Annotated in this window: 22 protein-coding genes, 1 pseudogene and 1 riboswitch; of the genes and pseudogenes, 15 read left to right on the top strand and 8 right to left on the bottom strand. The window is 73.2% G+C overall.

Going from position 1 to position 25,207, the window contains the following annotated elements; genetic code table 11:
• Positions 1-40: 40 nt before the first annotated feature.
• The 6 genes from QIS99_RS14745 to QIS99_RS14720 form a co-directional block, all read right to left on the bottom strand.
• The gene (locus tag QIS99_RS14745; protein ID WP_282513747.1) at positions 41-871 is read right to left on the bottom strand and encodes an enoyl-CoA hydratase/isomerase family protein; all 831 of its coding nucleotides are present in this window, start codon (positions 869-871) and stop codon (positions 41-43) included.
• Between the two features lie 108 nt (positions 872-979).
• Positions 980-1,201, bottom strand: coding sequence for a helix-turn-helix domain-containing protein (locus QIS99_RS14740; RefSeq protein ID WP_055550175.1), 222 nt, complete (start codon positions 1,199-1,201; stop codon positions 980-982).
• Between the two features lie 312 nt (positions 1,202-1,513).
• A complete protein-coding gene (locus tag QIS99_RS14735; RefSeq protein WP_282513744.1) occupies positions 1,514-3,112 on the bottom strand; it encodes an ABC-F family ATP-binding cassette domain-containing protein in 1,599 nt (532 codons plus the stop codon).
• Between the two features lie 217 nt (positions 3,113-3,329).
• The gene (locus QIS99_RS14730) at positions 3,330-4,733 is read right to left on the bottom strand and encodes a hypothetical protein (protein WP_282513743.1); all 1,404 of its coding nucleotides are present in this window, start codon (positions 4,731-4,733) and stop codon (positions 3,330-3,332) included.
• 263 nt (positions 4,734-4,996) lie between these two features.
• A complete protein-coding gene (locus QIS99_RS14725; RefSeq protein WP_282513742.1) occupies positions 4,997-6,124 on the bottom strand; it encodes an alpha/beta hydrolase in 1,128 nt (375 codons plus the stop codon).
• Between the two features lie 65 nt (positions 6,125-6,189).
• Positions 6,190-6,861, bottom strand: coding sequence for a class II aldolase/adducin family protein (locus QIS99_RS14720; RefSeq protein ID WP_282513741.1), 672 nt, complete (start codon positions 6,859-6,861; stop codon positions 6,190-6,192).
• 335 nt (positions 6,862-7,196) lie between these two features.
• On the opposite strand from QIS99_RS14720, the gene QIS99_RS14715 reads away from it, so the two are divergent.
• From QIS99_RS14715 to QIS99_RS14685, 7 genes are all read left to right on the top strand, one after another.
• Positions 7,197-8,540, top strand: a complete 1,344-nt coding sequence (locus QIS99_RS14715; protein WP_282513740.1) for an inorganic phosphate transporter — start codon at positions 7,197-7,199, stop codon at positions 8,538-8,540.
• 53 nt (positions 8,541-8,593) lie between these two features.
• Positions 8,594-8,815 (top strand): hypothetical protein, encoded by a 222-nt coding sequence (locus QIS99_RS14710; protein WP_282513820.1) that lies wholly within the window; start codon positions 8,594-8,596, stop codon positions 8,813-8,815.
• 113 nt (positions 8,816-8,928) lie between these two features.
• A riboswitch (cobalamin riboswitch) is annotated at positions 8,929-9,072 on the top strand.
• Positions 9,073-9,261: 189 nt separating this feature from the next.
• The gene (locus QIS99_RS14705; RefSeq protein WP_282513739.1) at positions 9,262-10,221 is read left to right on the top strand and encodes a cobalamin biosynthesis protein; all 960 of its coding nucleotides are present in this window, start codon (positions 9,262-9,264) and stop codon (positions 10,219-10,221) included.
• Entirely contained in the window at positions 10,218-11,765 is a 1,548-nt protein-coding gene (locus QIS99_RS14700; protein WP_282513738.1) for a cobyric acid synthase, read from the top strand. Before QIS99_RS14705 ends, QIS99_RS14700 begins: the two co-directional genes overlap by 4 nt.
• A complete protein-coding gene (locus QIS99_RS14695) occupies positions 11,762-13,852 on the top strand; it encodes a putative cobaltochelatase (protein WP_282513737.1) in 2,091 nt (696 codons plus the stop codon). The genes QIS99_RS14700 and QIS99_RS14695 overlap by 4 nt, the downstream gene beginning before the upstream one ends.
• Positions 13,852-14,460, top strand: coding sequence for a cob(I)yrinic acid a,c-diamide adenosyltransferase (gene cobO / locus QIS99_RS14690; protein WP_282513735.1), 609 nt, complete (start codon positions 13,852-13,854; stop codon positions 14,458-14,460). Before QIS99_RS14695 ends, cobO begins: the two co-directional genes overlap by 1 nt.
• Before the next feature lie 34 nt (positions 14,461-14,494).
• Positions 14,495-15,847: a cobyrinate a,c-diamide synthase gene (locus tag QIS99_RS14685; RefSeq protein ID WP_282513734.1), complete on the top strand. Its 1,353-nt coding sequence runs from the start codon at positions 14,495-14,497 to the stop codon at positions 15,845-15,847.
• A 62-nt stretch (positions 15,848-15,909) separates the two neighbouring features.
• On the opposite strand, the gene QIS99_RS14680 is transcribed toward QIS99_RS14685, so the two are convergent.
• Complete coding sequence (locus QIS99_RS14680; protein ID WP_282513733.1) at positions 15,910-16,629, bottom strand: ZIP family metal transporter; 720 nt, start codon at positions 16,627-16,629, stop codon at positions 15,910-15,912.
• A gap of 120 nt (positions 16,630-16,749) precedes the next feature.
• Between QIS99_RS14680 and QIS99_RS14675 the strand changes: the two genes are divergently transcribed.
• The 3 genes and pseudogenes from QIS99_RS14675 (at position 16,750) to cobC (ending at position 18,936) form a co-directional block, all read left to right on the top strand.
• Positions 16,750-17,247 carry a cobalamin biosynthesis protein gene (locus tag QIS99_RS14675; RefSeq protein WP_408909559.1) on the top strand — a complete coding sequence of 166 codons (498 nt, stop codon included), beginning with the start codon at positions 16,750-16,752 and terminating at the stop codon, positions 17,245-17,247.
• An 80-nt stretch (positions 17,248-17,327) separates the two neighbouring features.
• Positions 17,328-17,873, top strand: a pseudogene (locus tag QIS99_RS14670) (CbiX/SirB N-terminal domain-containing protein); the annotation flags it as partial.
• Positions 17,857-18,936: an Rv2231c family pyridoxal phosphate-dependent protein CobC gene (gene cobC / locus QIS99_RS14665; RefSeq protein WP_282513732.1), complete on the top strand. Its 1,080-nt coding sequence runs from the start codon at positions 17,857-17,859 to the stop codon at positions 18,934-18,936. The pseudogene QIS99_RS14670 and the gene cobC, both read left to right, overlap by 17 nt.
• 55 nt (positions 18,937-18,991) lie before the next feature.
• Here the strand turns inward: cobC and QIS99_RS14660 are convergent, their stop codons facing one another.
• A complete protein-coding gene (locus QIS99_RS14660) occupies positions 18,992-20,095 on the bottom strand; it encodes an amidohydrolase family protein (RefSeq protein WP_282513731.1) in 1,104 nt (367 codons plus the stop codon).
• A 147-nt stretch (positions 20,096-20,242) separates the two neighbouring features.
• On the opposite strand from QIS99_RS14660, the gene QIS99_RS14655 reads away from it, so the two are divergent.
• The 5 genes from QIS99_RS14655 to thpD all read left to right on the top strand — a co-directional run bounded on the left by QIS99_RS14655 (position 20,243) and on the right by thpD (position 25,121).
• Positions 20,243-21,340, top strand: a complete 1,098-nt coding sequence (locus tag QIS99_RS14655) for a pyridoxal-phosphate-dependent aminotransferase family protein (protein ID WP_282513730.1) — start codon at positions 20,243-20,245, stop codon at positions 21,338-21,340.
• A gap of 386 nt (positions 21,341-21,726) precedes the next feature.
• Complete coding sequence (gene ectA / locus QIS99_RS14650) at positions 21,727-22,275, top strand: diaminobutyrate acetyltransferase (RefSeq protein WP_282513729.1); 549 nt, start codon at positions 21,727-21,729, stop codon at positions 22,273-22,275.
• Positions 22,276-22,378: 103 nt separating this feature from the next.
• Positions 22,379-23,647, top strand: coding sequence for a diaminobutyrate--2-oxoglutarate transaminase (gene ectB / locus QIS99_RS14645; RefSeq protein ID WP_282513728.1), 1,269 nt, complete (start codon positions 22,379-22,381; stop codon positions 23,645-23,647).
• Between the two features lie 53 nt (positions 23,648-23,700).
• Positions 23,701-24,105 (top strand): ectoine synthase, encoded by a 405-nt coding sequence (locus QIS99_RS14640; RefSeq protein ID WP_282513727.1) that lies wholly within the window; start codon positions 23,701-23,703, stop codon positions 24,103-24,105.
• A 116-nt stretch (positions 24,106-24,221) separates the two neighbouring features.
• A complete protein-coding gene (gene thpD / locus QIS99_RS14635; protein WP_282513726.1) occupies positions 24,222-25,121 on the top strand; it encodes an ectoine hydroxylase in 900 nt (299 codons plus the stop codon).
• The last annotated feature ends 86 nt before the right edge of the window (positions 25,122-25,207 follow it).

Genomic DNA, 25,207 nt, shown 5'->3' with positions numbered 1-25,207 from the left:
GACGACCACCGCCCTCCCCGAGCCCCCTCCCCGAAGCGGCCTACTCCCCGAGCCCCGCCAGATCCCGCAGCCTGCGCCCCTGCGCGGCCCGCTCGGCGACCCGCTGGTCCTCGTACGAGCGCTGCACCGCGCCCTGGAGCAGGGCCTTGGTCTCGATGACGGCGTCGCGCGGCGCAGCCACCAGGGCGGCCGTCAAGTCCTGTGCCGCGGCGGCGAGTTCGGGGCCGGGGACGACCAGGTTGGCGAGGCCGATGCGCTCGGCCTCCTCGGCGTGCACGAAGCGGCCGGTGGCGCAGATCTCCAGGGCGCGGGCGTAGCCGACGAGGGAGACGAGCGGGTGTGTGCCGGTGAGGTCGGGCACCAGGCCGAGGCTGGTCTCGCGCATGGCGAACTGCACGTCGTCCGCGACGATCCGCAGGTCGCAGGCGAGGGCGAGCTGGAAACCGGCGCCGATCGCGTGTCCCTGCACAGCGGCGACGGTGATCAGGTCGCTGCGACGCCACCAGGTGAACGCCTCCTGGTACTCGGCGATGACCGCATCGAGCTCGGCGTCGTCACCGCGCGCCAGGTCCAGGAAGGACGGCTCGCCGTCGAACCCCTCGGGCGTGAACGCCTGCCGGTCGAGCCCGGCGGAGAACGACTTGCCCTCGCCGCTGAGCACCACCACCCGCACACTGCCGGGCAGCGCACGCCCGGCTTCCGCCAACGCCCGCCACAGCGCGGGGCTCTGGGCGTTGCGCTTGGCCGGGTTGGCGAGGGTGACCGTCGCGGTCTCGCCGTCGACGGTAAGGCGCACACCGTCCTTGGCGAACACTTCGGTCGCGTCGATCGCGTCGGTCTCGGCTGCGTGCTGAGGTTCGGGCGAAGCCATGGAGTGCCTCCGATGGGACAGCAGTCAGTAAGTGACTGCACAGTAACCACCCGGTCGGTCACCGGACCGACCGGGTGGCCACCATCGAAGTCGGTGGGCCGCCCGATCTCAGCCCGCGGCGGCCTTCTTGCCGCGCGTCGCTCCGCCACGTCCCCGCAGCGTGACTCCTGATTCGCTGAGCATCCGGTGCACGAAGCCATAGGAACGGCCCGTCTCTTCGGCGAGTGCCCGGATGCTCGCACCGCCGTCGTACTTCTTCTTCAGGTCTGCCGCGAGCTTGTCGCGCGCGGCGCCGGTCACCCGGCTGCCCTTCTTCAGAGTCTCGGCCACCCGTGCCTCCTCATGGGAAGTGCGCTCTGGACTTCTCATGATCACCCCTCCCGGGCGTCCTGGCCACCCATTCGGCAAGGTCTGTGTGACGAGGTTCATGGAGTGGGAGGCCGACACCACGTGCGGAATCAGGCCCTCCGCGGCTCCTCTTCCGTACGGCCGAACGGGTGCACCGAAGAAACGCCAGGTCAGCGCGGTGCGCGGGGAAGCAGCCCGGCGTACGGCGACATGCGTGGACGGCACACCCCGGTACGAGGCGGTCTCACACAGATGACGGATCACGCGTCCAGCGAATGATCCATACGGAGTTGATCAGGCCAGGGCGACCAGGTCCGCGTAGTCCGCGCCCCACAGGTCCTCGACGCCGTCCGGGAGCAGGATGATCCGCTCCGGCTGCAGCGCCTCGACGGCGCCCTCGTCGTGCGTGACCAGGACGACGGCGCCCTTGTACGTACGGAGCGCGCCGAGGATCTCCTCGCGGCTGGCCGGGTCGAGGTTGTTGGTGGGCTCGTCGAGGAGGAGGACGTTCGCCGAGGACACCACGAGGGTGGCGAGGGCGAGGCGGGTCTTCTCGCCGCCGGAGAGGACGCCCGCGGGCTTGTCCACGTCGTCGCCGGAGAACAGGAACGAGCCGAGCGTCTTGCGCACCTCGACGAGGTCCAGGTCGGGTGCGGCCGAGCGCATGTTCTCCAGGACCGTGCGGTCCGGGTCGAGGGTCTCGTGCTCCTGGGCGTAGTAGCCGAGCTTGAGTCCGTGGCCCTCTATGACCTCGCCGGTGTCGGGCTTCTCGGCGCCGCCGAGCAGGCGCAGGAGCGTGGTCTTGCCGGCGCCGTTGAGGCCGAGGATGACGACGCGCGAGCCCTTGTCGATGGCCAGGTCGACGTCGGTGAAGATCTCCAGGGAGCCGTACGACTTCGACAGGGCCTCGGCCGTCAGCGGGGTCTTGCCGCAGGGGGCGGGCTCGGGGAAGCGCAGCTTGGCGACCTTGTCGCTCTGGCGCACCTCCTCCAGGCCCGCGAGGAGCCGGTCGGCGCGCTTGGCCATGTTCTGCGCGGCGACGGTCTTGGTTGCCTTGGCGCGCATCTTGTCGGCCTGCGAGTTGAGGGCCGCGGCCTTCTTCTCGGCGTTCTGGCGCTCGCGCTTGCGGCGCTTCTCGTCGGCCTCGCGCTGCTGCTGGTAGAGCTTCCAGCCCATGTTGTAGACGTCGATGTTGGAGCGGTTGGCGTCCAGGTAGAAGACCTTGTTGACGACCGTCTCGACGAGTTCGACGTCGTGGGAGATGACGATGAAGCCGCCGCGGTACGTCTTCAGATAGTCCCGCAGCCAGACGATGGAGTCGGCGTCGAGGTGGTTCGTCGGCTCGTCGAGCAGCAGGGTGTCCGCGTCGGAGAACAGGATGCGGGCGAGCTCGACGCGGCGGCGCTGGCCGCCGGAGAGCGTATGCAGCGGCTGGCCGAGGACGCGGTCGGGCAGGCCGAGCGCGGCGGCGATGGTGGCGGCCTCCGCCTCGGCGGCGTACCCGCCCTTCGTCAGGAACTCGGTCTCCTGGCGCTCGTACTGCTTGAGGGCCTTCTCGCGGGTGCCGCCCTTGCCGTTCGCGATGCGCTCCTCGTTCTCGCGCATCTTGCGGATGAGGACGTCGAGGCCGCGGGCGGACAGGACGCGGTCGCGGGCCAGGGTGTCGAGGTCGCCGGTGCGCGGGTCCTGCGGGAGGTAGCCGACCTCGCCGGAGCGGCTGATGGTGCCGCCCGCGGGCTGGCCCTCGCCGGCCAGGCACTTGGTGAGCGTGGTCTTGCCGGCGCCGTTGCGGCCGACCAGGCCGATGCGGTCGCCCTTGGCGATACGGAAGGAAGCGTTGTCGATCAGGACTCGGGCGCCGGCGCGCAGCTCGATGCCGGTGGCGGTGATCACGGACAGACTCCAGGCGGGAAGGAAGGGACGGCGGACGGGGCTGGGGCTGGGGCGCGCGGTCTACGCCGTCTAATGCGCAAGGAGAATGGCCATACGGCAATTCTAACGGGGGTGTGCAACCACTTATTCCGGCGTGCCTCCGCGCTCGGGGCAGCGCGTTTCCGAGCGGTGCACGGCCGGGCACGCTGCGGCCAGGGGCTCCCTCGTTCGGCCCGGCCTACGCCCCGCCCGTATGCACCTGGAACGCCGCCCTCCGTACCGCCTTCGCCAGGGCCGGGTCCGGGTGGGCCGCCGCCAGGGCAACCAGGACCTGGACCGTGCGGGGGTGACCGATCGCTCGTACCTCCTGGAGGAGCGCCGGGACCGTGGGCTGGATCGCGGACTCCAGATGGCGTACGAGAAGTTCCGACTCGCCGTGGTCGGCGACCGCGGCCGCCGTGTCGACCCAGAGCCAGGTCGACTCCTCGCGGGTCAGGGCCGTGTGCACGTCCTCCGGGTCGGCGCCCTCCTGCTCGGCGAGCCACATCAGCGCGTACGGGCGCAGCGGGGGTTCGGACGCGGCTGCCCGTACGTCCGCCTCGGCGGGCGGGCCGACGACGCGCAGCGCCTCGAAGGCGAGGCCGCGCAGCAGGGCGTCGTCGCCGCGGGCGGCGTCCAGGAGTTCGGTGACGGCGCTGCCGACGGGGCGGGCGGCGAGCCAGGCGCGGTACTCGGCGCGGGCCGCGTTGGGGCGGAGGCGGGCGCAGCCGCGGAGCATCTCCTCGGCGGCGTGCTCGATGTTCCCCGCGGGGCTCTGCGCGGCGACGATGATCTGCTCCAGCTTGATCCAGACCGCCCAGCTCCCCAGCGGCGTAAGGGTCGCGTGGCCGTCGTCCAGGGTGAGCGCGCCGACGCGGGCGAGTCCGCGCAGCGCCCAGTCGAGCAACGGGGAGAGCGGGGCCACGGCGGGCGCGGGCAGGGGCGCGGACGCGGGCGCGGGCTGCGGTCCGAAGGGGATCTCGCAGCGCTCGTCGCGGAGTTCGGTGACGCGCTGCTCCAGGAGGTCGAGGAGCTGCGGTACGGGGACGGGGCCCGCGGAGAGCTGGAGCAGGGAGAGCACCTGCGGCATGGCCTCGATGACCTCGGCGACGGCGGCCGCCTCCTGCCCGTCCGGCGCGGGCCGCACCAGGGACCAGGCGTCGAACAGGGCGACCCAGCCGCGCAGCACGGCGGAGTCGTCGCGGTCCCAGGCGCGCAGCCGCCAGCCGGGGCGGGCGTCGCCGCCGTGCACCTCGACGAGGCCGGCGAGGCGGGCGGCGTCCCAGTCGGCGCGGGCCTGCCGGGGCGTCAACTCCAGGTCGGCCGCGGCCCGTTCGGCGGCGGCTTCGGTGAGCGTGCCGGTGCAGCCGGGGCGCAGGCCCGAGTCGCGGCCGGGGGCGCTGTCGGCCCAGCGGGCGATCCGGGCGGCGCCGGCGAGTTCGGCGCGCGCCATCCGGGCGAGCACGGCGGGCGCCGGGGTGCCCTCGGGCGGGCGCGGGGCGGAACGCCGTGTGCGCCGCTCGACCACGGCCCGGGGGGCGGTGGCGAGCGTGCGGGGGCCGACGAGTCTGAGCCTGGAGTCGCGCGGGTTACGGGACGTCACGGGGGGCAGTCTTCCCGCTCGGGCCTCGAAAGCCCAAACGGGATCCCGAGTTGGCGCCCGATGCCGATGGTTTGCCCGCTATGGCCGGTCCGGGCGGATGGTGCGGATGGTGGCGATGGGCGTGTACGCGGGCTGCGCGGGGGCGTACGCGGGGACCGTACTCGGGAGCCGTACGCGCGGACCGTGCGCCGACCGAACCCGGAGACCGACCCCGGGGGCCGAACCCGGACCGAACCCGGACCGAACCCGGAACCGTACGCGTCCTACATCAGCGGGGTGAGGAAGCGCCGCAGGGTCTCCTCGTACCCCTTCGGGTCGGCGTTCCACATCGCGGCGTGCGGGGCGTCGGGGACGGCGTAGAGGGTGACCAGGTCCGGGCGGCGGTCGGCGAGTTCCCGGGAGCGGCGCCAGGGGGCGAGGGTGTCGTCGGGGCCGTGCACGAGCAGGGTGGGGACGCTGAGGGCGGCGGCGTCGGCGGCCTCGGTGACGCGGTCGCCGCTGAGGCCGGTGCGGCCCTGGGCGGCGCGGACGGCGAGCGGGAGCAGCGGCGCCGGGGTGTGCCGGGCGGCGGCGAGCGCGCGCAGGGTGAGCTCCCAGTCGAGCACCGGGGAGTCCAGGACGAGGCCGCTGATGCGGTCGCGGAGCGCGGAGTGGTGGGCGGCGCGCAGGGCCATGGTGGCGCCGGTGGACCAGCCGTACAGGACGACGCGTTCGGCGCCGTAGCGCACGGCGTAGCGGAGGGCGGCGTCGAGGTCGCGCCACTCGCTGTCGCCGAGGTGGCCGAGGCCGTCGGGCTGGCGGGGGGCGCCGACGTCGCCACGGTAGGCGAGGTCGAGGACGGGGAGCCGGAGGCGGTGCAGGAGGTCCATGACCACCATGGGGTGCTCCCGGGTGGTGCCGAGCCCGTGCACGGTGATCACCCAGGTGTCGCGGCCGCCGGGCACGAACCAGGCGGGCAGCCCGCCGAGCTCGCCGGGGATGTCGACGTCGGCGTGCTCAAGGCCGAGGGCGTCGCGCGGGTTGCCGACGTACACCTGCGGGGTGAGCCGCACCTTCGCGCCGGGTTCCAGCTGTCCGTGGGTGACGCGCACCAGGCGGCGCACGACGGTGTCGGCGGCCGGGGCCTGCCCGTCGAGGACCGGGCCGACGATCGCGTGGGAGCCGTCGCTGCCGAGGCCGTACGTGCCGGGGCGCAGGGCGGCGAGGGAGCGGGTGAGGGTGATCCGGTCGCCGTCGGCCGTGTGCACGGTGAGCCGGGGGTCGGCGGGCAGCGGACGGCCGGGGCGCGCCTTGAGCGCGGCGTCGCTGGCGTACCGTCCGGCCGCGAGGGCGGCCACGCCGGCACCGATGACGGCGGTGAGGGCCGCGGCGGCGGCCGTTACGGGGCGCATGCGGTCCAGTGTCGGCGGGGACCGGGGGCCCGGCCACTCGGCGTGCGCCGCGCGCGGGTACGGGGTCAGCGCCCCTGGCCGTACCCCTTCAGCTGCTGTTCGGCGGCGGCGAGGTCGGCGGGGCCGAGGAGGCTCGGGGTGAGCCCGGGAACGGAGTGCGCGGTGAGCCAGAGGCGGCTCATCCACTCCAGCTGGGCGGTGCGGTCGTAGGCCTGGCCGAGGGTGTCGCCGTAGGTGACGGCGCCGTGGTTCTGGAGCAGGCAGGCGGTGCGGCCGCGGAGCGCGTCCAGCATGTGCGCGGCGAGTTCGGGGGTGCCGTAGAGGGCGTACGGGGCGACGCGGACGGAGCCGCCGAGGTCGGCCGTCATGTAGTGGACGGGCGGCAGCTCCGGGACGAGCGTGGAGACGGCGGTGGCGTGCAGGGCGTGGGTGTGGACGACGGCCCCGGCCGGGGTGGACCGGTACACGGCGAGGTGCAGCGGCAGCTCGCTGGTGGGCCTCAGCTCGCCGATGACCTGGCGGCCGTCGAGGTCCACGGCGACGGTGTCCCCCGCGCCGAGCCGGTCGTACGGGACACCGCTCGGCGTGATGAGGACGAGCTCGCCGACGCGCACGGACACGTTGCCCGAGGTCCCGACGACCAGCCCGGTATCGGCGGTACGCCGGGCCGTCCGCACGAGCTCGCCCCAGGCACGGGCCAACTCCGGTGTGTCGCCTGTCTGTTCCTGTTCCGTCATGGGGGGATTCTGTCAGCAAGGGGCGGGGGCGGGCCGAGGGACCGGACGCGGGACCTGACTCGGGACCGGACCCCGTGACCGGACCGCGTGACCAGGATCTCTTCGCGCGTCTCGCGCCCACCCGCCGCGCCCCCCGCAACAGCGCGCCGCAGGCTGCGGAGGCCGGGATTCCGGGGTTGTCGGCGGGGCGTCCGGGCGGGCGGAACGGGGTGTACCGGATGCTTGCCCACAAGCAGCCCACCCGGGCCACTCCAGCGCCCGCTTCAGTTCACTTTCCGTTCACCCAGGTTGCCTACGTTCCACGTGCCACTGACGTCGAACGATTGCCTGGGTAAATGGAACACATCACGCTGCTGCTCGCGATTGTGATCGTGACAGCTCTCGTGTTCGATTTCACGAACGGTTTCCACGACACCGCCAACGCGATGGCCACGACCATCTCGACCGGCGCTATGAAGCCCAAGGCCGCGGTGGCCATGTCCGCCGTGCTGAATCTCGTCGGAGCGTTCCTCTCGGTCGAGGTCGCCAAGACCATCTCCAAGGGACTGGTCAGAGAAGAGGGCATCCAGCCCGAAGTGATTCTCGCGGCGCTCGTCGGCGCCATCCTCTGGAACCTGCTCACCTGGCTGATCGGCCTCCCCTCCAGCTCCTCGCACGCCCTCATGGGCGGTCTGCTCGGTGCGACGATCGCGTCCATCGGCGTCAGTGGGGTCAACGGCGGCGTCGTCGTCACCAAGGTCCTGATCCCCGCGGTGGCCGCGCCGCTGGTCGCCGGGATCGCCGCGTTCCTCGCCGCGCGTCTCACGTACAAGCTCGGCAAGAACGTCGGTGAGAAGTCCGGCGCCAAGGGCTACAAGGCCGGGCAGATCGCCTCCGCCGGTCTGGTCTCGCTCGCGCACGGCACCAACGACGCGCAGAAGACGATGGGCATCATCACCCTGGCGCTGGTCGCCGGTGGCGTGCTCGCGCCGGGCTCCAACCCGCCGGTCTGGGTCATCGTCTCGGCCGGTATGGCCATCGCCCTCGGCACCTACCTCGGTGGCTGGCGCATCATCCGCACCATGGGCAAGGGCCTCACCGACCTGCAGCCGCAGCAGGGCTTCGCCGCCCAGACCTCGGCCGCCGCGGTCATCCTGGCCTCGTCCAACCTGGGCTTCTCGCTCTCCACCACGCACTCCTGCTCCGGCGCCGTGATGGGCTCGGGCCTCGGCCGCAAGGGCGGCGTCGTGCGCTGGTCGACCGCGACCCGGATGTTCGTCGCCTGGGGCCTGACCCTGCCGGCCGCCGGTCTGGTCGCCGCCGCCGCCGAGTTCGTGGCCCGCCAGGGCGACTGGGGCATCGCCGCCGTCGCGGTCTTCCTCGTCGCGTCCTGCGCCGCGATCTGGTTCATCTCGCGCCGCCAGGTGGTCGACCACAACAACGTCAACGAGACCGACGGTCCCGCCGCCGATGCCGGCACCCCGGCGGACACGGAGCCCGCGGGCGTCGTGACCACCGCGATCGCCGCCGTCACCCCGCCCCCGGCCGGCTCCGCAGCCGCCGAGGAAGCGGCCGAGGAAGCGGCCGAGGCCGTCGAGCCCGACGCCGCGACCGCCGTCACGTCCGACGTCAAGCCCTCCATCCCGGCCCAGTCCGGTGCCGCCGCGGACTCCGCGCGGCCCGCGGGTGCGAACGTCTGATCCGGCGTCCGGACCAGCGAGCCAGCGAGCCAACGAGCTAAGGAACACGCATGATCGACATCGACTGGGCGGCGCTCGGCTCCGTCTTCGGCGTCAGCCTCGTGGCGACGGTCGCCGTGGTGGGTCTGTTCACCCTCGGCATCCTCGGCCTCTCCAAGCAGGAGGCGGCCACCGCGCAGGGCGGCACCGCGCCGCTCGCCCGCACCGGCGCGTACGCCTGCTTCGCGCTCTGCGTGGCGGCGGTGGCGTACGGAATCTTCCTGATCGTCGCCTGACCCCGTCCGCAGCGCCCGAACCGCCCCGCACCAGCCGCTTCGACGGCCGGTGCGGGGCGGTTTCCTGTGGGCCTCCACACACTCTTCCGACGCAGGTCAAAGCGGAGTTGACGGGCGTTGGCGGGCGTGGTGGACTGCCGGAGCCATTACGGCGGTCAGCGAGGAAGCCGGTGCGAATCCGGCGCGGTCCCGCCACTGTCACCGCGGTGCACGCCACCCCGGGAGCCAGGAACTCTCGCCGCCGTTCACGTCGAACCAGGGCGCGGACCCTGAGTGAGGACAACAACGCCATGCGCGGCTGCCGTTCGGACGCTTCCCGCTCCTTGAGTGCATCGAGTGCATCGAGAACGTCCAGCACGTCAAGTACGTCGAGCACGTCAAGTACGTCAAGTACGTCAAGTACGTGCCGTCCCCCGTTCCTTCGAGGCGTGACGGCGGTCTGAAGCGTGCGTGCCGATCGCGTCTTCGCGTACGGCGCCGCCGCCGGCCTGCTCGGTGACCTGCTGCTCGGCGATCCCCGCCGGGGCCATCCGGTCGCCGCGTTCGGCCGTGCCGCGGGCGCCGTCGAGCGGGTGCTGTGGCGGGACCACCGCGGGTGGGGCGCCCTGCACACCGCCGTCTGCGTGGGCGGCGCCGCGGGTGCCGCCGCGCTCTCCGCCGCCGCCGTGCGCCGCTCCCCCGCCGCCTCCGTCGCCCTGACCGCCGCCGCCACCTGGGCCGTGGTGGGCGGGACTTCACTCGGCCGGGAGGCACGTGCCATCGGCGACGCGCTCGCCGCGGGCGATGTGGACGCCGCGCGCGAACGCCTCCCCCATCTGTGCGGGCGGGACCCGCAGGCCCTCGACGCCGACGGGATCGCGCGTGCCGTCGTCGAGTCCGTCGCCGAGAACACCTCCGACGCGGTCGTGGGTGCGCTGGTGTGGGGCGCTGTCGGCGGGGTGCCGGGGCTGGTCGCGTTCCGGGCCGTGAACACGCTCGACGCGATGGCCGGGCACAAGTCGCGGCGGTACCGGCGGTACGGGTGGGCCTCGGCGCGGCTCGACGACGTTGCGGGGTGGGCCGGGGCCCGGCTCACCGCTGCGCTGGCGGTGGCGGCCGGAGGTTCCCCCCGCGCTGCCGTACGGGCGTGGCGGGACGACGCCGGGCTGCATCCCAGTCCCAACGCCGGGCCCGTCGAAGCGTCGTTCGCAGGGGCGTTGGGGGTACGGCTCGGGGGGACGTTGTCCTACGGGGGGAGAGTTGAGCATCGGCCGGTGCTCAACGCCTCGGGGCGGGCCGTCGAAGTGGCCGATGTCGAACGGGCCGTTCGGCTTTCTCGGCGCGTTGGTTGGCTTGCCCTTGGTGTGTGTGCGGCAGGGCGGTCCATCTGGGCGTTGACACAACGAGGAGGGGAAGCGCGCTCATGACTGGTGGACTGCTGATCGCAGGAACCACGTCCGACGCCGGCAAGAGCGTCGTCACCGCCGGGATCTGCCGGTGGCTGGCGCGCAAGGGCGTCTCCGTGGCGCCGTTCAAGGCGCAGAACATGTCGCTGAACTCGTTCGTGACCCGCGAGGGCGCCGAGATCGGGCGCGCCCAGGCCATGCAGGCCCAGGCCGCCCGGGTCGAGCCGACCGCCCTGATGAACCCCGTCCTGCTCAAGCCCGGCGGCGACCGCAGCAGCCAGGTCGTCCTCATGGGCAAGCCCGTGGGCGAGATGAGCGCCCGGGGCTACCACGGCGGACGCCAGGAGCAGTTGCTCGGGACCGTCACCGACTGCCTGGACCAGCTGCGCAGCACGTACGACGCGGTGATCTGCGAGGGCGCGGGCAGTCCCGCCGAGATCAATCTGCGGCGTACCGACATCGTGAACATGGGCATCGCGCGGGCCGCGGGATTCCCGGTCGTGGTGGTGGGCGACATCGACCGGGGCGGCGTCTTCGCGTCGTTCTTCGGTACGACGGCGCTGCTGAGCGAGGCCGATCAGGCCCTGGTCGCCGGGTACTTGGTGAACAAGTTCCGTGGTGATGTCACCCTGCTCGAACCCGGGCTCGACATGCTGGAGAAGCTCACCGGGCGGCGTACGTACGGAGTGCTGCCGTACGCGCACGGGCTCGGCATCGACGAGGAGGACGGGCTGCGCGTGTCGATGCGGGGCACCGTGCGGGAGTCCGTCGTCGCGCCGCCGGTCGGCGCGGACGTGCTGCGGGTCGCCGTCTGTGCGGTGCCGCTGATGTCCAACTTCACCGACGTGGACGCGCTCGCCGCCGAACCGGGCGTCGTCGTGCGGTTCGTGGACCGGGCCGAGGAGCTGGCCGACGCGGATCTGGTGGTGGTGCCCGGAACGCGCGGCACCGTCAAGGCACTTGCGTGGCTGCGGGAGCGCGGCCTCGCGGACGCCCTGGGCCGCCGCGCCGCCGAGGGCCGCCCGGTGCTCGGCATCTGCGGCGGCTTCCAGGTGCTCGGCGAGCACATCGAGGACGACGTCGAGTCCCGCGCCGGTGCCGTCGACGGGCTCGGACTGCTGCCCGTACGGGTGCGGTTCGCGCGCGAGAAGACCCTGGCCCGGCCCGTGGGTTCGGCCCTCGGCGAGCGGGTCGAGGGGTACGAGATCCACCACGGCGTGGCCCGCGTCCACGGCGGTGAGCCGTTCCTCGACGGCTGCCGCGTCGGCGCCGTGTGGGGCACGCACTGGCACGGCTCCCTGGAGTCCGACGGGTTCCGGCGGGCGTTCCTGCGGGAGGTCGCGCGGGCGGCGGGGCGGCGGTTCGTGCCCGCGCCCGACACGTCGTTCGGTGCGCTGCGCGAGGAGCAGCTGGACCGGCTCGGGGATCTCATCGAAGAGCACGCCGACACGGGGGCGCTGCTGCGGCTGATCGAGGGCGGGGCGCCCTCGTCGCTCCCCTTTGTTCCTCCTGGGGCTCCGCCCCAGCCCTCCGAACCCACTCCGTCCCAGGAGGCCACCCCTTGAACACCCCCTACCCCTTCACCGCCCTCGTCGGCCAGGACGACCTGCGGCTCGCGCTGCTGCTCAACGCCGTGTCCCCGGCCGTCGGCGGCGTGCTCGTGCGCGGCGAGAAGGGCACCGCCAAGTCCACGGCCGTACGCGCCCTCTCGGCGCTGCTGCCCGAGGTCTCCGTCGTGTCCGGGTGCCGGTTCTCCTGCGACCCGGCCGCGCCCGACCCCGGCTGCCCGGACGGGCCGCACGAGTCCGGCGCCGCGGACGGGCGGGCCGCGCGGATGGTCGAGCTGCCCGTCGGCGCCTCCGAGGACCGGCTCGTCGGCGCCCTCGACATCGAGCGGGCGCTCTCCGAGGGCGTGAAGGCCTTCGAGCCCGGCCTGCTCGCCGACGCGCACCGCGGCATCCTCTACGTCGACGAGGTCAACCTCCTCCACGACCACCTGGTCGACCTGCTGCTCGACGCGGCCGCGATGGGCGCCTCGTACGTGGAGCGCGAGGGCGTGTCCGTACGGCATGCGGCGCGGTTCCTGCTCGTCGGCACGATGAACCCCGAAGAGGGCGAGCTGCGGCCGCAGTTGCTGGACCGGTTCGGGCTGACCGTCGAGGTCGCCGCGTCCCGGGAGCCGGACCAGCGGGTCGAGGTGGTGCGGCGCAGGCTCGCGTACGACGACGGGCCCGAGGCGTTCGCGGCGCGCTTCGCCGACGACGAGGCGGAGCTGCGGCAGCGGATCGTGGCGGCGCGTGCGCTGCTGCCGTCCGTGCGGCTCGGGGACGCGGCGCTGCGGCAGATCGCGGCGACCTGCGCGGCGTTCGAGGTCGACGGGATGCGCGCGGACATCGTGATGGCCCGTACGGCGACGGCGCTGGCGGCGTGGGCGGGGCGCGAGGACGTGCTCGCCGATGACGTGCGGCAGGCCGCGCTGCTCGCCCTGCCGCACCGCAGGCGCCGCAACCCGTTCGACGCGCCGGGCCTGGACGAGGACAAGCTGGACGAGACGCTGGAGGAGTTCGGGGGTTCGCAGGAGGACGACGACCCCGAGCCCGACCCCGACCCGGACCCCGACCCGGACCCGGACGGCGGCCCCGGCGGCGGTGGCGGGCAGCCCCCGCAGGGCGGCGACGGTCCCGAGGTGCCGCCGCAGGGCGGTGAGGCGCAGGACGCCCCGCCTTCCGAGTCCACCGGAACGGAACAGCCCGCACCCTCAACTGCCCCCGAGCAGGCCCCCGTCGGAGCCACGGAACCGTTCCGCGCCAAGCTGCTCACCGTGCCCGGCACCGGCGCGGGCGCGGCCGGGCGGCGCTCGCGGGCCCGTACCGAGCACGGCCGTACGACCGGTTCACGCCGGCCGCAGGGCGCACTCGGCAAGCTGCACCTCGCGGCGACCGTGCAGGCCGCCGCGCCGCACCAGCGCACGCGCGGCCGCTCGGGGCCGGGGCTGGTCGTACGCCGGGACGACCTGCGGCAGGCGACCCGGGAGGGACGCGAGGGCAACCTCGTCCTCTTCGCGGTGGACGCCTCCGGGTCGATGGCCGCGCGGAAGCGGATGAGCGCCGTGAAGGGCGCCGTCCTTTCCCTGCTGCTCGACGCGTACCAGCGGCGCGACAAGGTGGGCCTCGTGACGTTCCGCGGCAAGGGCGCCGAGGTGGCCCTGCCGCCCACGTCGTCCGTGGACGCGGCCGCCGCGCGCCTGGAGCAGCTGCCCACCGGGGGCCGGACACCGCTCGCAGAGGGCCTGCTCCGGGCGCACGACGTGCTGCGCGTCGAGCGCCTGCGCGACCCTGCGCGGCGTGCGCTGCTCGTCGTCGTCACGGACGGGCGGGCCACCGGCGGGCCCGAGCCGGTCGCGCGCGCGGCCCGGGCGGCGGGCCTGTTCGCCGCCGAGGGCGTCGCCACCGTCACCGTCGACTGCGAGGCGGGCCCGGTCCGCCTCGGCCTCGCCGCGGAGCTCGCCCGGAACCTCGGTGGCAGCGCCGTCACCCTCGACGAGCTGCGCGCGGACAGCATCGCCGGGCTCGTACGCGACGTCACCGACCCCACCTCCAGCACCTCCAGCACCTCCAGCACCTTCAGCACCTTCAGCAGAAAGGCCGCCTGATGCCTCAGGGACAGCCGTCCGTCGTGCCCGACGACGGGCTCACCACCCGCCAGCGCCGCAACCGCCCGCTCGTCGCCGTGCACACCGGCACCGGCAAGGGCAAGTCGACGGCCGCGTTCGGGCTCGCGCTGCGGGCCTGGAACCAGGGCTGGCCGGTCGGGGTGTTCCAGTTCGTGAAGTCGGCGAAGTGGAAGGTCGGCGAGGAGCGGGCCCTGAAGGTGCTCGGCGCCTCCGGCGAGGGCGGCACCGTCGACTGGCACAAGATGGGCGAGGGCTGGTCCTGGGTCCAGCGCGACCTGCAGGGCGACAACACGTCCAACGAGGCCAAGGCCCTGGAGGGCTGGGAGCAGGTCAAGCGGGACCTCGCGGCCCAGACGTACCGGATGTACGTCCTCGACGAGTTCGCGTACCCGATGCACTGGGGCTGGATCGACGTCGAGGAGGTCGTGTCCGTGCTGCGCGACCGGCCCGGGCAGCAGCATGTGGTGATCACCGGGCGGAACGCGCCGCAGCCGCTGCTCGACTTCGCGGACCTGGTGACCGAGATGGGCAAGGTCAAGCACCCGATGGACGCGGGCCAGAAGGGCCAGCGAGGCATCGAGTGGTGAAGCCCGCACCTCAGCTCCGGAAGGGCCTCGCCCCGTGACCTCCGTACCGCGTCTCGTCATCGCCGCGCCCTCGTCCGGCAGCGGCAAGACCACCGTCGCCACCGGCCTGATGGCGGCGTTCGCCGAGGCCGGGCTCGCGGTCTCCCCGCACAAGGTCGGGCCGGACTACATCGACCCCGGCTACCACGCGCTCGCCTGCGGCCGACCCGGGCGCAACCTCGACGCGTACATGTCCGGCACCGGCCTGGTCGGCCCGCTGTTCGCGCACGGCTCGGCGGGCTGCGACCTGGCCCTGGTCGAGGGCGTGATGGGGCTGTACGACGGGGCCGTCGGGCAGGGCGAGCTGGCGTCGACGGCGCAGGTCGCGAAGCTGCTCAAGGCACCGGTGGTGCTTGTCGTGGACGCCTCCTCGCAGTCCCGCTCGGTGGCGGCGCTGGTGCACGGCTTCGCGTCCTGGGACCCTCAGGTGCGGCTCGCGGGCGTGATCCTCAACAAGCTGGGCTCGGCCCGGCACGAGGAGATCCTGCGGGACGCGCTCGGCGAGTCCGGGGTGCCGGTGCTCGGGGCGCTGCGCCGGGAGAGTCAAGTGAAGGCGCCGTCACGGCACTTGGGGCTCGTGCCGGTCGCGGAGCGGCGCGCCGAGGCCCTGGAGTCGGTGGCCGCGCTCGCCGCGCAGGTACGGGAGGGCTGCGACCTGGACGGCCTGCTCGCGCTGGCCCGCAGCGCGCCCGCCCTGCCGGACGCGCCGTGGGACCCGACGGCCGGGCTCGAACAGCCGGTGGGCGGCTCCCCCGTGGTCGCGCTCGCGTCCGGGCCCGCGTTCACGTTCTCGTACGCGGAGCACGCCGAGCTGCTGACCGCCGCCGGTGCCGAGGTGGCGCCGTTCGATCCGCTGCGTGACGAGCACCTGCCGGACGGGACCGCCGGGCTGGTGATCGGCGGCGGCTTCCCCGAGGTGTACGCGCCGGAGCTGTCGGCCAACGAGCCGCTGCGCAAGGCCGTGGCGGACCTCGCGCAGAGCGGGGCGCCGGTGGCCGCCGAGTGCGCGGGCCTGCTGTACCTCGCCAAGTCCCTGGACGGGAAGCCGATGTGCGGGGTGCTCGACGCCGAGGCGCGCATGTCGGAGCGGCTGACGCTCGGGTACCGGGAGGCCGTCGCCGTGTCCGACAGCCCGCTCGCGGCGACCGGTACGCGGCTGCGCGGGCACGAGTTCCACCGCACGGTGATCGAGCCGGGCGCGGGGGCGACGCCCGCCTGGGGCATGCATCTGCCGGAACGCCGCGTGGAGGGCTTCGTACAGGGCGGCGTGCACGCCAGCTATCTGCACACCCACTGGGCGGCCGCCCCGGACGTGGCCCGCAGATTCGTGGCAGGCTGCAACTCATGAACTCCGCCCCCGTGTTGGACGTTCGGGCGGGGAGTCGTACGGTCATGAGGCACCGCGCCCGCTCACTCCGCCGCGCCGACCACCAGCCAGATGAAGCCCACGCCCGCCACGGTGCAGCACAGCGTCGGCACGGCCGGGTGGTCGTGGTGGGCCTCGGGGAGGATCTCCGCGGCCGCGAGATACAGCAACGCGCCGCCGAAGAAGCCGAGATAACCGCCGAGCAGCCCCTCCGGCAGCGTGACGAACATCGTGGAAGCAGCGCCCACCACCGGCGCGGCCGCGGCGGCGAACAGCATCGCGAGCGCCTTGCGCCGCGCGTTCCCGTACAGGCTCGTGAGCATGTACGTATTGAAGCCGTCCGCGAAGTCATGGGTGATGACGGCGAGGGCGACGGTCAGGCCCATCGCGCCGCCCGACTGGAAGGCCGCGCCGAGCGCGACGCCGTCCATCAGGCTGTGCACGACCATCGCGGCCGCCGCGGTCAGCCCGACCTGCGGCACCCGCTCGCCGGAGCCGTGCGCGGCCTGCCGTACGGCGAGCAGCCGCTCCACGACGTGCGCGACGAGGAAGCCGCCGACGAACAGCAGCAACCCCTGCGGCACGCCGTGCAGTTCGCCGTCCGCGGCGGCCATGGCCTCCGGCAGCAGATCGAGGCCGACGACGCCGAGCATCAGGCCGCCCGCGAAGCCGAGGACCAGGTGCCTGCGGTCGGTGACGCGCTGGGCCGCCCAGCCGCCGACCAGCGTCATCAGGAACGCGCCGAGCGCGACGATCACCGCCATGGGCTCTTGCTAGCCGATGGACCCGGCCCCTTCGCCCTGCGACACACCTGATATCTCCTGGTCACACCTGCCCCACCCGTGTCCGCCCCCGCTGTTCGAACCGAGAGGAACCGCCCGCCCATGGCCGGTCCGCCGCCACCACCACCGCCACCGGAGCCCGTACCCGCGCCCGGCACGCTCGTCGTCGGCGTGGGCGCGGGGCGGGGCGTGCCGGTCGACGAGGTGCTGGGCCTGGTGCGGGCCGTGCTGCGCGAGGCGGGGCAGCCCGAGCGCGGCGTGGGCGCCCTCGCGACGGTGGACGCGAAGGCGGGCGAACCGGGCGTCGTCGCCGCGGCGTCGGCGCTCGGCGTGCCGCTCCTCACCTACCCGGCGGCCGAGTTGGCGCAGGTGGCCGTTCCGCACCCGGCGGGCGTGGTGCTCGCCGCCGTCGGCACGCCGTCCGTCGCCGAGGCCGCCGCGCTCGCTGCCGGCGGCCGGCTGCTCGTGCCCAAGCGGAGGTCGAGCCCCGAGGACCGGCCCGCCCGGGCGACCTGCGCGCTCGCCTCCGTCCCCGCCCGCCTCCTCCCCGAGGGAAACCGCGTGACCGAGGGAGACCGCGTGACCGAGGAGACCGCGTGACCGAGGAGACCGCGTGACCGAGGAGACCATGTGACCGAGGAGACCGTGTGACCAGACCTGTGACCGACCAGGCCGCCTCCCGGCCGGTGCCGCACGATGCCCTGGAACAGCGGGTCGAGGACGCGCTCGGCGCGGGGGCGCGCACGCCGGGCGACCGGGCGGGGGTCACGGTGCTGCTCGTCGGCCCCGGCTCCGGCGACCCGGAGGCCAACGCCGAGGTGTGCCGGGCGGCGCGGCTGCTGTGGGAGGGACGCGGGTACGCGGGCGTGGAACCGGCGTTCGCGTCGCTCGCCGCGCCGGACGTGCCGAGCGGCCTCGACCGCTGCGTACGGCTCGGGGCGCGGCGGATCGTGGTGCTGCCGTACGTCCCGCTCGACGGGGCCCTGCCCGCACGGGTGCGGGCGCAGGCCGAGGGCTGGGCGGAGGCGCACCCGGAGGCCGAGGTGCGCACCGCCGCCGCGGTCGGCCAGGTCCCGGCCCCGCCCGGCCTGGCGGCACGGCGCCACCACGCACCCGCGCACCACGCACCCGCGCACCACGCACCCGGCACCGCACCCGCACCCGCCCCCGCACCCGCCCCCGGGCCCGTACTCAAGGACCAGGACGGCCATGCAGCGACCGACTGAACCGGACACCCCGCTCGGCCCCCACGACCTGCGCCACCACGGCGACGCCGAGGTCAGGGACGACGGCTCGCAGCTGACCGACCTCGCGGTCAACGTCCGTACGGACACGCCCCCTTCGTGGCTGCGCGAGCACATCGCCGCGTCCCTCACGTCCCTCGCCGCGTACCCGGACGGCCGGGACGCGCGGGCCGCGGTGGCCCGGCGGCACGGGCTGGCGCCGGAGCGGGTGCTGCTCACCGCGGGCGCGGCGGAGGCGTTCGTCCTGCTCGCGCGGGCGCTGCGGGTACGGCGGCCGGTGGTCGTGCACCCGCAGTTCACGGAGCCGGAGGCGGCGCTGCGGGACGCGGGGCACGAGGTGCGGCGGGTACTTCTGCGCGCCGAGGACGGCTTCCGGCTCGACCCGTCGGCGGTGCCGGACGACGCGGACCTGGTGGTGCTGGGCAACCCGACCAACCCGACGTCCGTGCTGCACCCCGCCGCGCTGCTCACCCGACTCGCGCGTCCCGGGCGGACGTTGGTCGTGGACGAGGCGTTCATGGACGCGGTGCCGGGCGAGCGGGAGGCGCTCGCGGGCCGTACGGACGTGCCGGGCCTCGTGGTGCTGCGCAGCCTCACCAAGACCTGGGGCCTCGCGGGCCTGCGCATCGGCTACGTCCTGGCCGCCCCGGAGACGGTCGCGGACCTGGAGCGGGCCCAGCCGCTGTGGCCGGTGTCCACGCCCGCGCTCGCGGCCGCCGAGGCGTGCATGACCCCGCGTGCCCTGGCCGAGGCGGACACGGCGGCGCACGCGATCGCCGCCGACCGGGCGCACCTCCTCGCCGGCCTGGCCGAGTTCGACGAGGTCGCGGCGGTGCCGGCGGCGGAGGGCCCGTTCGTCCTGATCCGCGTCGGGCGGGCGGCAGCGGTCCGCGCCCGCCTGCGCGACCTGGGCTTCGCGGTCCGCCGCGGCGACACGTTCCCGGGCCTGGACGCGCACTGGCTCCGGCTCGCCGTACGGGACCGGGCGACGACGGGCCGGCTGCTCCAGGCCCTGGACCGGGCACTGGTGCTCGCGGGGCGGTGACCGGGCCCCCTCGGCGGGTGCGCGCGCCGGGCGAGACCGCGCCGCGCCCGCCAGGTCACCCCACGACGTTCCCGTTCACCACGACCCTGCGCGGGGCCGCGAGCGCCCGTACGTCCGCGCGCGGGTCCTCGTCGTACACGACCAGGTCCGCGGGGGCGCCCTCGGTGAGGCCGGGGCGGCCGAGCCAGTCGCGGGCGCCCCACGTGGTGGCGGAGAGCGCGGCGAGCGGCGGGATGCCGGCCCGGGTGAGCTCGACGACCTCGGCGGCGGCGAGGCCGTGCGCGAGCCCGCCGCCCGCGTCGGTGCCGACGAAGACGGGGATGCCCGCGTCGTAGGCGGCGCGCACGGTGTCGTAGCGGCGGTCGTACAGGCGGCGCATGTGGTCGGCCCAGATGGGGAACTTGCCGTCGCCGCCCGCCGCCAGCTTCGGGAACGTCGCGATGTTCACCAGGGTCGGGACGATGGCGACGCCGCGCTCGGCGAAGAGCGGGATGGTGTCCTCGGTGAGGCCGGTGGCGTGCTCGATGCAGTCGATGCCCGCCTCGACCAGGTCCCGCAGCGAGTCCTCGGCGAAGCAGTGCGCGGTGACGCGGGCGCCGAGCCGGTGCGCCTCGGCGATCGCGGCCTCCACCTCGGCGCGCGGCCAGCAGGCACCGAGGTCGCCGGTGGAGCGGTCGAGCCAGTCCCCGACCAGCTTGACCCAGCCGTCGCCGCGCCGCGCCTCCTGGCCGACGTAGGCGACCAGCTCGTCCGGCTCGATCTCGTGGGCGTAGTTGCGGATGTAGCGCTTCGTACGGGCGATGTGCCGGCCCGCGCGGATGATCTTCGGCAGGTCGTCGCGGTCGTCGATCCAGCGGGTGTCGGAGGGCGAGCCCGCGTCCCGGATCAGCAGCGTCCCGTTGTCCCGGTCGGTCAGGGCCTGCCGCTCGGCGGTCTCCGCGTCGACCGGGCCGTGCGCGTCCAGGCCCACATGGCAGTGCGCGTCGACGAGGCCGGGCAGCGCCCACCCCTCGACGGTCGTCACGTCGTCCGCGCCCGGCGGCCGCGTGAAGCTCACCCGCCCGCCGACCACCCACAGCTCGTCCCGTACGTCCTCCGGCCCGACGAGCACCCGCCCCCGGACCCTCAGCACGCCTGCGTGCACCCCTGAATCGCTCATGTCGGCAGCGTAGATCCCACTCGGTACGCTCGACCCGGCACCCGGACAAGAACACGTCACCCCGCACCGGTCCGGGACCGCACGTCAACCCCGGACCGGCCCGGGACCGCCGGACCTCTCCAGACCCGTCAAGAAGAGAGCACCACCGTGACGCACCCCCTCCTCGACCTGGCTCCGCTGACCCCCGCGCACTTCGCCGCGATCGAGCAGCGGGTGGCGCGGCTGCTTCGGACCGAGCAGGACGTCGTGATCATGCAGGGCGAGGCGCTGCTGCCCCTGGAGGCCGGCATCCGCTCCGGTGCGCGGCCGGGCTCCACCGCCCTGAACGTGGTCACCGGTCCGTACGGGCAGACCTTCGGCAACTGGCTGCGGGACTGCGGCGCCACCGTGGTCGACCTGGCGGTGCCCTTCCACACGGCCGTCACCGCGGACCAGGTGCGTCAGGCGTTCGCCGAGCACCCGGAGATCGACTTCGTCTCGCTCGTGCACGCGGAGGCGGCGACGGGCAACACCAACCCGGTCGCGGAGATCGGCGAGGTGGTGCGGGAGCACGGCGCGATGTTCTACCTGGACGCGGTGGCCTCGATCGGCGCGGAGCCGGTGCTTCCGGACGCCTGGGGCGTCGACCTGTGCGTCATCGGCGCGCAGAAGGCGATGGGCGGCCCGGCCGGGGTGTCGGCGGTGTCGGTGAGCGAGCGGGCCTGGCGGCGGTTCGCGGAGAACCCGCAGGCGCCGCGCGCCTCGTATCTGTCGCTTCTGGACTGGAAGGCGCGCTGGATCGACGGCGGCCGCAAGGCGCTGCTGCACGCCCCGGCGCAGCTGGAGATGCTGGCCCTTGAGGCGTGCGCGGAGCGGATCGAGGCGGAGGGCCTGGACGCGGTGATGGCCCGGCACGCGACGGCCGCGGCGGCGACGCGGGCGGGCGCGGCGGCGCTCGGGGTCCTGGAGCCGTACGTGTACGAGGCGCGGGACGCGGCACCGGTGGCGACGACGCTGCGCGCGCCTGCGGGCGTGGACGCGTCCGGCCTGGTGGCGCGGGCGCTCGCGGCCGATCCGGCGCTTCCCCTGGCGGCGGGCGGCGGGGCGCTGGCCAAGGAGATGATCCGGGTCAACCACTACGGTCCGGACGCGACCCGGGGCGCGGTGCACGCGAGCCTGGCGGCGCTCGGCGCGGCGCTCGGCGAGGCCGGGCTCGCGGTGGACCTGGAGGCGGCCCGGCGTGCGGTGACGGGTGCCTGGGAGTAGCTTCAAGGAGGGCTCGCGCATTTTCGCGCAGCCCACCGGAGCCACCGGCTGAAAAACCTTCCGGGGCCATAAACTAATCGCGTATTCACGAATACGGGGAGCCGCTTTCCACGCAGCTTCCCGTATTCTTCTGCCCGCTTCTCCCGGTTCTAAACGCAAAGATTTGAGAACGCCAAACGACGTAATTCGGGCAGATCTCAGGGGGGTTTCGGGCCTGTGACCGACGCCACACGTACAGCGATTCGCCCCGGCATTTCCGTACAAAATCGGGCATCTGGCGGGCTGTTTGCGCGAGCGCGCACGCCCGCGTGATAACACAAGATGCGCGTTCAGGTAACCCCTCCTCGCGATGCAATTTCAATTTTCGGTCGGTAAATTCAATATGCATGACAGCCGCACAAGCAGACCTTGCAAGTGCCCGTACCGCCTTTCGCGAAATGCCGGGGGACTTGCGGCTCGACACCCCGGAGGTGACGGACGGAGCCGCACTCTGGCGCATCGCCCGTGACTCGAAGACCCTCGACCTCAACTCCTCGTACAGCTATCTGCTGTGGTGCCGTGACTTCGCCGGCACCTCGGTGATCGCGCGAGACGCGCACGGGGAAGCGGTCGGGTTCATCACCGGATACATCAGGCCCGACCGCCCGCACACCCTCCTGGTGTGGCAGGTCGCCGTCGACGCCTCGCAGCGCGGCCGCGGCCTGGCCGCCGCGATGCTGGACGGACTGGCCCAGCGCGTCGGGAAGGAGTACGGGCTCCGGTCCCTGGAGACCACCATCTCCCCCGACAACATCCCGTCGCAGCGCCTGTTCACGTCGTTCGCGCAGCGCCACGGAGCCGACCTCGCGCGGGAGGTGCTGTTCAGCGCCGAACAGTTCCCCGACGGCGGCCACGAACCCGAGGTGCTCTACCGCATCGGGCCGCTGCCGTACTGACCCGCCCCCGGCGGGCCGCCCCGAGCGGTCCGCAGTCCACCCGCCAGACCCGATCCATCCACTCGGACCCCCCACGCCTATATCTCCCAGGAGGAGATTCGCTGTGACCATCACCCAGCCGGACCTGAGCGTCTTCGAGACCCTGGAGTCGGAGGTGCGCAGCTACTGCCGCGGTTGGCCGACGGTCTTCGACCGCGCGCAGGGCAGCCGCATGTACGACGAGGACGGCCACGAGTACCTCGACTTCTTCGCCGGGGCCGGCTCGCTCAACTACGGGCACAACAACCCCGTCCTGAAACGCGCCCTCATCGACTACATCGAGCGGGACGGCGTCACGCACGGCCTGGACATGTCGACCACGGCCAAGCGCGCCTTCCTGGAGTCGTTCCAGAACACGATCCTGCGCCCCCGCGACCTGCCGTACAAGGTCATGTTCCCGGGCCCGACGGGCACCAACGCCGTCGAGGCCGCGCTGAAGCTGGCCCGCAAGGTCAAGGGCCGCGAGTCGATCGTGTCCTTCACCAACGCCTTCCACGGCATGTCGCTCGGCTCGCTCGCCGTGACCGGCAACTCCTTCAAGCGCGCCGGCGCCGGCATCCCGCTGGTGCACGGCACGCCGATGCCGTTCGACAACTACCTGGACGGCAAGACCCCGGACTTCATCTGGTTCGAGCGTCTCCTGGAGGACTCCGGCTCCGGCCTGAACCAGCCCGCCGCCGTGATCGTCGAGACGGTCCAGGGCGAGGGCGGCATCAACGTGGCCCGCGCCGAGTGGCTGCGCCAGCTCGCCGACGTGTGCAAGCGCTGGGACATGCTGCTCATCGTCGACGACATCCAGATGGGCTGCGGCCGCACCGGCGGGTTCTTCTCCTTCGAGGAGGCGGGCATCGTGCCGGACATCGTCACCGTCTCGAAGTCCATCTCCGGCTACGGCCTGCCGTTCGCGCTGACCCTGTTCAAGCCCGAGCTGGACGTGTGGGAGCCGGGCGAGCACAACGGCACCTTCCGCGGCAACAACCCGGCGTTCGTCACCGCGGCCGCCGCGCTCGACGCCTACTGGGCGGACGGCCAGATGGAGAAGCAGACCCTCGCCCGCGGCGAGCAGGTCGAGCAGGCCCTGAAGGCGATCCGCGCCGAGCACCCCGGCGAGACCGTGGAGTACCGGGGCCGCGGCCTGGTCTGGGGCCTGGAGTTCCGCGACAAGGAGCGCGCGGGCAAGGTCGCGCACCGCGCCTTCGAGCTGGGTCTGCTGATCGAGACCTCCGGCCCGGAGAGCGAGGTCGTGAAACTCCTGCCCGCGCTCACCATCACGCAGGAGGAGCTGGACGAGGGCCTGCGCACCCTGGCCCGCGCCGTACGCGAGACCGCCTGAGCGCGGCCCTCACCCCAGCTGTACGCACGTAAGAGAAAAGGAACCAACTCACCGTGATCGTCCGTTCGTTCAAGGACATTGAAGGCACCGACCGGCACGTCAAGTCCGCCTCGGGCACCTGGGAGAGCAAGCGCATCGTGCTCGCCAAGGAGCGCGTCGGCTTCTCGCTGCACGAGACCATCCTCTACGCGGGCACCGAGACGTCCATGTGGTACGCCAACCACATCGAGGCCGTCGTCTGCACCAAGGGCGAGGCGGAGCTGACCGACGACACGACCGGCGAGAAATACATCATCACGCCGGGCACCATGTACTTGCTCAACGGGCACGAGAAGCACACGATGCGTATCAAGGAGGACTTTCACTGCATCTGTGTCTTCAACCCGCCGGTGACGGGCCGCGAGGACCACGACGAGAACGGCGTGTACCCGCTGCTCACGGAGCCTGACGAGAGCTGACACCAGGGCTGAGAGCCCCCCTTGACTCCCGGCTGCCGCATCCCGCCTCGGGGGCGGGATGCGGCAGCCGGGTACATCCCGAACAGGGCCGTACGAGAGGAGAGGCAGGCAACACCATGACCACCGCACCCGAACGCACCGCAGACCTGTACCCGACCCGAGGCACCGCCGAGGTGCTCACCGAGCGCAAGGACCCAGTCATCTGGTCCGAGCCGGGTACGGAGGGGCCGTTCGCGGCCGCGGAGCTGTCGGCGTTCGACCGGGACGGTTTCTTCCAGGTCGACGAGCTGGTCTCCGGCAACGAAGTGGGCGTCTACCAGGCGGAGCTGAACCGTCTGACCCAGGACCCCGCGATGCGTGCCGACGAGCGTTCCATCGTGGAGAAGAGCTCGGGAGAGATCCGTTCCCTCTTCGAGGTGCACAAGATCAGCGAGGTCTTCGCCAAGCTGGCGGCGGACCCGCGCGTCGTCGGACGGGCCCGGCAGATCCTGGGTTCGGACGTCTACATCCATCAGTCACGGATCAACGTGAAGCCCGGCTTCGGCGCCTCCGGCTTCTACTGGCACTCCGACTTCGAGACGTGGCATGCGGAGGACGGGCTCGCGAACATGCGGACCGTGTCCGTGTCCATCGCCCTCACCGAGAACTACGCGTACAACGGCAGCCTGCTCCTCGTGCCGGGTTCGCACCGCACCTTCCTCGGCTGCGAGGGCGCCACTCCGAAGGACAACTACAAGCGGTCCCTGCAGATGCAGGACGCGGGCATCCCCTCCGACGAGGCGCTGACGAAGCTCTCGGACGAACACGGGATCGCCCAGTGGGTCGGCAGCGCCGGTTCGGCCGTGCTGTTCGACTGCAACACCATGCACGGCAGTGGGGACAACATCACTCCCTTCCCGCGGAGCAACGTGTTCTTCGTCTTCAACAGCGTGGAGAACACGGCGCAGGAACCCTTCGCGGCACCCATCCGGCGCCCCGAGTACATCGGCGCCAGGGACTTCACCCCGGTACGGTGAGGCCCTCGCGGTGACCCAAGTGATGTGACGCTTGGCCCGGTTCCCCTTGAGGGAGCCGGGCCAACTGTCGTACGGACACAGGCGGT

This window comes from Streptomyces solicavernae, assembly GCF_029968095.1.
Classification (GTDB): domain Bacteria; phylum Actinomycetota; class Actinomycetes; order Streptomycetales; family Streptomycetaceae; genus Streptomyces; species Streptomyces solicavernae.
Note: the sequence above shows the minus strand (reverse complement) of the source record. Positions and strands in the feature narration are given on the sequence as shown.

Bases quoted from the DNA above. Each gene is read 5' to 3' on its own strand.
- QIS99_RS14745 (WP_282513747.1), bottom strand. From the start codon at position 871: ATGGCTTCGCCCGAACCTCAGCACGCAGCCGAGACCGACGCGATCGAC.
- QIS99_RS14725 (WP_282513742.1), bottom strand. From the start codon at position 6,124: ATGCGCCCCGTAACGGCCGCCGCCGCGGCCCTCACCGCCGTCATCGGT.
- QIS99_RS14720 (WP_282513741.1), bottom strand. From the start codon at position 6,861: ATGACGGAACAGGAACAGACAGGCGACACACCGGAGTTGGCCCGTGCC.
- QIS99_RS14715 (WP_282513740.1), top strand. From the start codon at position 7,197: ATGGAACACATCACGCTGCTGCTCGCGATTGTGATCGTGACAGCTCTC.
- QIS99_RS14700 (WP_282513738.1), top strand. From the start codon at position 10,218: ATGACTGGTGGACTGCTGATCGCAGGAACCACGTCCGACGCCGGCAAG.
- cobO (WP_282513735.1), top strand. From the start codon at position 13,852: ATGCCTCAGGGACAGCCGTCCGTCGTGCCCGACGACGGGCTCACCACC.
- QIS99_RS14680 (WP_282513733.1), bottom strand. From the start codon at position 16,629: ATGGCGGTGATCGTCGCGCTCGGCGCGTTCCTGATGACGCTGGTCGGC.
- QIS99_RS14675 (WP_408909559.1), top strand. From the start codon at position 16,750: ATGGCCGGTCCGCCGCCACCACCACCGCCACCGGAGCCCGTACCCGCG.
- cobC (WP_282513732.1), top strand. From the start codon at position 17,857: ATGCAGCGACCGACTGAACCGGACACCCCGCTCGGCCCCCACGACCTG.
- QIS99_RS14660 (WP_282513731.1), bottom strand. From the start codon at position 20,095: ATGAGCGATTCAGGGGTGCACGCAGGCGTGCTGAGGGTCCGGGGGCGG.
- ectA (WP_282513729.1), top strand. From the start codon at position 21,727: ATGACAGCCGCACAAGCAGACCTTGCAAGTGCCCGTACCGCCTTTCGC.
- thpD (WP_282513726.1), top strand. From the start codon at position 24,222: ATGACCACCGCACCCGAACGCACCGCAGACCTGTACCCGACCCGAGGC.